This is a genomic window from Pseudomonas protegens, from assembly GCF_003732485.1.
Taxonomy (GTDB): domain Bacteria; phylum Pseudomonadota; class Gammaproteobacteria; order Pseudomonadales; family Pseudomonadaceae; genus Aquipseudomonas; species Aquipseudomonas protegens_B.
The window spans coordinates 242,916-250,386 of the sequence record NZ_MOAK01000086.1 but is presented as its reverse complement, the minus strand read 5'-3'; the positions used below and the strand labels follow the sequence as shown (position 1 = coordinate 250,386).

Below are 7,471 nucleotides of genomic sequence, written 5' to 3'. Positions count from 1 at the left end.
GCCGACATAACGGGCCCCGGCGCCGACCCGCAGGCGGTCGCCGCCGATCAGGCTGCCGAAGTCGTAGACCGCCGACAGCGAGCCGGTGTTCTTGGCCACGTTCTGCAGTTGCTTGCCCTTGTACTGGGTGTCCTTGGTGACCTCGGCATCGGTGTAGGCATAGCTGCCGATCAGGCTCCACTGGTCGGTGAGTTGCCCGGTCAGGTCCAGTTCCAGGCCCTGGGAATGCACTTCGCCGGCGACGCTGGTGACCGTCTCGGTAGCGGTGGCGGTGGTCACCAGCACATTGCGCTTGGTGATATCGAACAGCGCCGCGCTGGCGGTGATGCGCCCGGGGATGTCGAGCTTGGCCCCCAGTTCCCAGGACTTGGCTTCTTCCGGGGCGATGGAGCCGTCGAGCACCGCGCTGCCACCGGCCAGATCGGCGATGCTGGAGTTAGGCTTGAACGACTCGGTGTAGCTGCCATAGAGCGACAACTGGTCGGTGTAGCGATACACCAGCCCAGCCCGCGGCACGAACTTCTGTCCGTTGCTGTTGGTATTGACCCGGAACGGCCGGCCCTTGCCGGCGTACTGGTCGTACTCCTGGAAACGTCCGCCGCCCACCAGAATCCACTGGTCGGTGAGGTGGATGGCGTCCTGGAAGAACAGCGAGTCGCTGCGCAACAGGTCGGTCTGCGCACTGTCGTTGGCGCTGACTGTGGTTCCGGCCACTTCCCGGCCGTAGACCGGGTTCAGGTAGTTGAAGGTGGTCCGGCTTTTCTGCCGGATCAGGTCGGCGCGGTAGATCTTGCGGTACTCGTCGTCCAGGCCAAAGACCAGATCGTGGCGCATGCCGCCCAGTTGCACCTGGCCTTCCAGGCTGACGGTGGCGTAGCGGTCGGTGGTCAGGGCGCCCTGGGTGCCGTCCATGGCCCGGGTCAGGGTGCCGTTGGCATTCACGGCAGTCAGGCGCACCTGGCTGGCGTCGTAGGTCTCGCGGTTCCAGCTGTAGCCGAAGTGGGCCTTCCAGTCGTCGCTGAGCTCGTGGTCGACTTCGAAGCGATACAGGTCCGAGCGCCCTTCCATGTTGTTGAACGGCTCGTCCAGGCGTCGGGTGGCCGGGATGTCCAGCGGGTGGTTGGTCTTGGGATCGATGGCGGTGCCACGGTCGAAGGGGGTCAGGAACTCGCGGTGCTCATAGGCCAGCAGCACCTTGGTGCGCTCGCCGTACCAGGCCAGGGACGGCGCCACCAGGGATTCGCGATGGGTGCCGAAGTTGCGCCAGTAGTCTTCGTCCTCGTGGTCGACGATCAACCGGTAGGCCAGCCCGGAATCACCCAGCGGCCCGGTGGTGTCGAGGCTGCCGCCGCTGCCGTTCTTGCCCGAGCCGTAGCTCGAGCCACGCACGGTCAGGGCCGTGGCTTGCTGCAGTTCAGGCTTCTTGCTGACGATGTTGATGACCCCGCCCGGGTCCTGGATGCCATAAAGCAGAGACGACGGGCCCTTGAGCACTTCCACCCGGTCCGCCGTGGCATTCAGCGCCCGGCCCTGCACCACCGGCATGCTGTCGCGCATGATTGAGCCGTTGCGGTTGTCGCCAAAACCGCGCAGCAGCACCGCATCCTGTGTGCCGCCCAGGGTGTTGGTCTGGGTGATGCCGCTGACGTTCTTCAGGGCATCGTCCAGATTGCGCGGGGTCTGGTCCCGCAGCACCTGGGCCGGCACTACGTTGATGATCTGCGGGATTTCCTGGTTCAGCGCCTGGGAACGGGCCACCGAAGTGGTGGCCGGTGGCTGGTAGCTGGTGCTGTCGTCGATGCCCTGGGTGGTGATGCTGGAAGTCCCCAGGTTCAGCCCCGCGCCTTTGGGCAGGGGTTCGAGGATCAGGGTATGAGCGTCACTGTGCCGGTAGGTGAAACCGGAATTGCCCAACAGGCGCTGCAGGGCCTGCTCGGCGCTGAACTGGCCAGTGACGGCCGGAGCCTTGAGGCTGTAGGGTGCCTCGTCGGTGTAGACCACGCTGATCCCGGTGACCCGGGTGAAGTCGCTCAGAGCCTGGGGCAGTGGCTTGGCCGCGATGGAAAAGTTGAACAGCGCACTGTGTTGCGCACTGCCGGCCTCGGCCGCCTGCGCCACGCTCAGGGGCAGCAGGGCCAACCCCGAAACCACCAGCGCCGAAGCGCCGAACCACCATTTGACCGAACCGTTTGCCGCCGAATTTGCCCTGGACTTCATGCTGGAGACTCGTGTGTAAAAGCACCATTAATGCGAATTAGTCGCACTTTCAAGCACTACACGTATGTCGCGCGCAAAGACCTCACCTTTTTTTTAAAATATTCTCAGGACAGCAACACGGCGCACTCATAAAGCTTCCTGTAGCCGCTGCCGCAGGCTGCGGCTACAGAATCCTTCCGATGCTAGTTGAGGCGCTGGATACGCCCGGCGCTGGCGCTGGAACCCACGGGCTTGCCTTGCTGGTCCATGGCCTTGAGGTAGTGCAGCATCGCCTCCAGGTCGCTGACTCCAAGGTCACTGCGGTTCAGGCCGCTCTTGAACAGGCTGAAGCGGTCGCCCCCCTCGGCCAGGAAGCCGTTCATCACCAGCCGGTAATTCGCTTCGGCCTGCAGCGGCTTGCCGTTGAGGCGCACGCTGCCGGGCACTATGCGGCTGTCCGGCGGACGCTTGGCATCCCAGCGGTAGCTGAAGCCCTGGGACACTTGCAGGATGTTGGCATCGTCCGCGCCCTTCCATTGCTGGTTGAGCACCTGTTCGATCTGCCGCCCCGTGAGGTCGAAGGCGATCAGGTTGTTGTTGAACGGCTGCAGGGTCGCCAGTTGCCCGTAGTTCACTTGGGTCTGCCCCGGCTCCAGGGCCAGATCGCTGCGAATACCGCCGGTATTCATGAAAGCGATTTGCGCACCGTTGGCCCGGCCACCCGCCAGATGGGCATCGGCGATCAGGTCGCCGATGGGCATTTCCCCGGCGTTGTCGGCGCGCCGGGCAATCGGCGAGGCGGCAATCGCCCCCACCGGCTGGAGCAGCACCTGATTGCTGCGGGCCTCGACCTCCTGTTGCAGCTTCGCCAAGTCCTGGTCCTGTGGATAACGGGCCGGATCGGCCAGCAGGTTGAGGGCCTGGATGCTCGCCACCCGGTGCTGGCCCGGGGTCACTTGCAGGGTCAGATGGGTCAGCAGATGGCCGTAGGAATTGCCCTGGGTCACCAGCAATGGCCCGACCTTGCACAGGTAGCCCTGGTGCGAGTGAGCGCTGATCAGCACATCCACCGCCGGGTCCAGGCGCTTGGCCACGTCGACGATATCGCCACTCAACTGCGAGCAGTCCTGCTTATCGAAAGGTTCCGGGGTCGCGCCACCCTGGTGCACCACGGCGACGATGGCGTTGACGCCCTGGGCATTGAGCTCGGGAATCAGCCGGTTGATGGATTCGGCCTCATCGACAACCTTGAGGCCACGCATGCCCTTGGCGCTGACCACCGAGGCCACGTCCCGCAGCACCGCGCCGACAAAGGCCACCTTGACCCCGCGCACCTCCTCGATGCGGTAGGCCGGCAGCAAGGGTTTGCCGGTGTCGCTGTCGATCAGGTTCGCGGCCAGGTAGGGGAAACCGCTGCCTGGGTAGTTCGGGCGGAACTGGCAGGCCTTGTCCGGCCGCGATGACTGACAGCCACCGTTGAGCTGGCGCAGGAACTCGGCCTTGCCGTTGTCCAGTTCGTGGTTGCCGATGGCGCTGAGCTTCATGCCCATCTGGCGCAAGGCGTCCAGGGTCGGCTCATCGGCCCACATGGCCGACAGCGGCGGGCTGCCGCCTACCAGGTCGCCGGCGCCGATGAACAGCAGTTGCGGGTCCTGCTGGCGCAACTGGGTCAGCATGCCGCCCAGGGTGGCGATGCCACCGGCCGCAAGCTTGCGCACACCGCCGGGGGCCTGGGGGTCCTTGACGCTGAAGGGGTTGGCCTGCAGGTAGCCGTGCAAGTCGTTGATGGCGACGATGTTCACCGCCACCGGTTGCGGCGCGCGCGGCACCGAACTGCAACCGGCCAGGGTGATCAGGGCCAGGGTCAGTGCACCCAGCATCCGGGGCATGGGACGAAGACGGGACATGGATAGAGTCCTTGGCAAATCGGCAAAAAAAGACCGCGGGTGATCAGCCGGCGCAGCCCCCTGAACAACAGGGGCTCCAGCGTCGATCACCAGCGGTTACAGAGGACAGCTCATCAGGCGGTTTGCAGGCTGCCCTGCATCGCTGGTGCAGCCGGCGGAGCCTTCAGCGCGGTGCCCATGCCGGCGCGCAGCAGGAGGATCTTCAGGTGATCGGTGATGCGCTCGACCCGGTCCTGGAAGTGGTTGTGGAAGATCATGCTGCCCAGGGCAATGGCGATCCCCAGGGCCGTGGCGTAGAGCGCGGTGCCGATGCCCTTGGACACTTCGCCCGGGTCGCTGACGCCGGTCTCGGCCAGGGCCTTGAAGGTGTCGATGATCCCCAGGATGGTGCCCAGGAGGCCCAGCAAGGGCGCGGCGGTGACCACGGTTTCCAGCAGCCACAGACCGTGCATCAGCTTGCTGCGGGTGGCGATGTAGATCGATTCGCTGAGGTCTTCCAGGTCCTTGTGGCTGGCCAGTCCCTGCTTGTGGGCAAACAGCTCGGCGAGCATTTCCAGGGGCAGGCTGTTGCGCTCACGCAGCTCGGCGGGCAGGTCGTCGACGCTGTGCATCTTCGGGTTGAGCACGGCCTCGAGTTTCTTCGCCTGGCGCAGGCTGAAACTGAAGTAGATGCCCCGCTCTACCGCGATAAAGGCGGCAATCGCAGCGGCGCCGTACATGGTGTAGAAGGTGATGTCGTGCAGCAGATTCATGTCCATCGTCATTTCCTCGTGTGCCTGAAGCGGATCAGAACCCGGCTTCCAGGGAGACCATCGCGGTGCGTTCCTCACCGACGTTGTAGTAGGCGGTGCTCGGTGCCAGGCCATTGGTGCGCTGGGTGTTGAACGACACGGTGCGGGTCGAGGCCAGGTATTCCTTGTCGAACACGTTGAGCATGGAGAAGCGCAGGGTCGCGGACTTCAGCACTTTCTTGTCCACCGGCAAGTGGATACCGGCGTTGAGATCCACCACGGTGCGGCCGGCGATCTTCTCGTCGTTGGTCAGGTCGCCATAGAAGGCGCCGACGTACTTGCCGACGACGTTGCCGTAGTAGCGCGAGTCGTCGTAGCCCAGGCTCAGGTTGAACATGTTTTCCGGCACGTTGGCCAGTTGCTTGCCGGAGGTGGGCAGCAGCACGTTCTTGTTGCTCAGGTCGTCCATCTGCTCGGACTTGGTGTAGGTGTACGAGGCGTAGTAGTTGAAGTTGTGGGGCAACTTGCCGCTCCACTCCAGCTCCAGGCCGCGGTTCTTCACTTCACCGACGTTGGCCACCACATAGTCGCCGTTGACGTCGGTGGTGGAGATCTGCCGGTCCTTGAAGCTGATGTAGAACAGGGTCGCGCTCAGGGCCATGTTCTCTTCGCTGTAGCGCCAGCCCAGTTCCTGGTTCCAGCTCAGCTCGGGTTTCAGGCTGATGGAATCGCCCTTGTTGTAGAGCACGTAGTTGGGCGGCGTGCGCATGTTGCGGGTGACGTTGTAGAAGGCCTGGTTGTTCGGGTCGATCTGGTACTTGGCATTGAAGCTGGGCAGGAACTCGTGGTACTTGGCGTCGCGTTTTTCCGGCTTGTCGGTGAGGCTGCCGAGGTTGTTGCCGTCACGTTCCACGTACTGGTAGGCCAGGGCCCCGGTCAGGGTCAGGTCCGGGGTTGCCTGCCAGGTGTCCTGCACCCAGAGTTTCTGCGCCGGGGTCACGGTGTATTGGTGACGGCCCTGGACCGTGGCGCCGTTGCGATCCACCAGTTGGTCGGAACCGTTGTAGTCGCCCCAGACATTTTCCGGGGCGCCATTGCCCTTGATCCCGATGAAGGGCTGGGTCTGGCGCTGGCGGGCGCGCTCGTACCAGTAACCGACGTCCAGGCTGTGCTCTTCGTTGAGGTCCCACTTGAGCTTGGTGGTCATCCCCGGGCGCCAGGTTTCGGTCCACGACGGCCGGTAGTAGGTGCCGGCAGGCAAGCCGCTCAGGTTGTAGTTGCCGGCCTTGTTCGACGAGGCGGACAAGCTGGTGGCGGTCTGGCCGCTGAAGCTGCCGCCGTTGGACCATACGTAGTACGGGTTCAAGGTCAGGCTCAGGTCATCGCGCAGCTGGAAGCGCTGGGTCACCGAGGCGGTCAGGCTTTCGAAGGGGTTGCGGTTGAGCTTGTAGGACTGGGACACGCTGCCGTTCTTGAACACGGTGCTTTCCGAGTAGTCCAGGCGCCGGCCCTGATTCTGGAACTGGGCCTTGCTCAGGCTGTTGTAGTTGTAGTTTTCCTGCAGGTTGTACTTGACGATGGCATTGGTGGAGTTGCCGTTGCCGTCTTCGAACAGGGTGTTCCACTCGACCTTGTCGGCCCGCAGGGTGCCCTTGCCGCGCCACTTGTCACCCTCGGTGTGGGACGCCGAGACCCAGGTCTTGAAACCGCCCAGGTCACCGGTGTTGAGACGGGCGAAGCTCTTGCGCACGTTGTTCGAACCGATGGACTGCTTGGCGAAGACGCCGAAGTCCTTGGTCGGGCGTACGGTCACCAGGCCGATGTTGCCGCCACTGGAACCGATGTGCGGGCCGTCGGCTTCGGACGAGCCCTGGGTGACGAAGACTTCACTGAAGTTCTCCGGGTCGCCCATCAGGTTCGGGTAGATGCTGTAGTCCCCCGAATCGTTGATCGGGAAACCGTCGGCGGAAAGCCCGACCTGATCGGAGTTCATCCCGCGCATGGTGAAGTTGGTGCCGCTCAGGCCGGTGGCGTCGGTGCTGGAGACGTTGATCCCCGGGGTGTACTTGAGCTTGTCCACGGCGTTGGCGGTGGGGGCCATCTGATCCATGGCCTCCTTGGTCACGGTGGAGCGCCCCTTGGCGCTTTCTTCCTTGATCATGTGGCCGTTGCCCAGGGTCTGTTTACCGGCAACGTTCACCGAACCGACGTCCACGGAATCGTCGGCCAGAACCAATGGCGCAAAACTGCCCAGGCCCGATGCCAGAAGCAGGGCATAAAGTTTATTGATCTTCACGGGTCAATCCCTTGCTTACAACTTTCGTTAATAGGTGATGGGTTTATTCCACGTTGTAACTAAAGGTCGCGGTAAAACGTTGCTTGTTCTTGCCGGAGAACGCGTCCGAGGGAAACGGTGAAACTTTCTCCACGCGGCGCAAACTGGTTTGCGCCGCGCGATTGAGCAACATGTTCGGCGCCTTGTTTTCGATACCACTGTCGAGCACGTTGCCGGCCCGATCGACTTCCAGCCAGATCACTACATCGCCCTGGGGACGTTGCAGCGAGGCCTCGCGGCCGCTGGGGTATTGCTTGTGTTTTTCCAGTTCCTTGCGCAAAGCGGCGGTGTACAGGCTTTCC

The 7,471-nt window shown here is 63.4% G+C and carries 5 protein-coding genes; all 5 read right to left on the bottom strand.

The window, feature by feature from the left end; genetic code table 11:
* Positions 1–2,217, bottom strand: a 2,217-nt coding sequence (locus BLX41_RS28150) for a TonB-dependent siderophore receptor (protein ID WP_259745269.1), incomplete at its 3' end; no start/stop codon positions are given.
* Positions 2,218–2,399: 182 nt separating this feature from the next.
* Positions 2,400–4,103 carry a bifunctional metallophosphatase/5'-nucleotidase gene (locus BLX41_RS28145; RefSeq protein ID WP_123727526.1) on the bottom strand — a complete coding sequence of 568 codons (1,704 nt, stop codon included), beginning with the start codon at positions 4,101–4,103 and terminating at the stop codon, positions 2,400–2,402.
* 113 nt (positions 4,104–4,216) lie between these two features.
* Positions 4,217–4,861 (bottom strand): MotA/TolQ/ExbB proton channel family protein, encoded by a 645-nt coding sequence (locus BLX41_RS28140; RefSeq protein WP_123727525.1) that lies wholly within the window; start codon positions 4,859–4,861, stop codon positions 4,217–4,219.
* Positions 4,862–4,889: 28 nt separating this feature from the next.
* On the bottom strand, positions 4,890–7,130 hold the full coding sequence (locus BLX41_RS28135; RefSeq protein ID WP_123727524.1) for a TonB-dependent receptor family protein: 2,241 nt from the start codon (positions 7,128–7,130) through the stop codon (positions 4,890–4,892).
* A 43-nt stretch (positions 7,131–7,173) separates the two neighbouring features.
* Positions 7,174–7,471 (bottom strand): energy transducer TonB family protein (locus BLX41_RS36480; protein ID WP_259745267.1); only part of this gene is annotated, 298 nt, incomplete at its 5' end.

What these genes read in the sequence shown, in the direction of transcription:
- BLX41_RS28145 (WP_123727526.1), bottom strand. Translation starts at nt 4,103, where the DNA reads ATGTCCCGTCTTCGTCCCATGCCCCGGATGCTGGGTGCACTGACCCTG.
- BLX41_RS28140 (WP_123727525.1), bottom strand. Translation starts at nt 4,861, where the DNA reads ATGGACATGAATCTGCTGCACGACATCACCTTCTACACCATGTACGGC.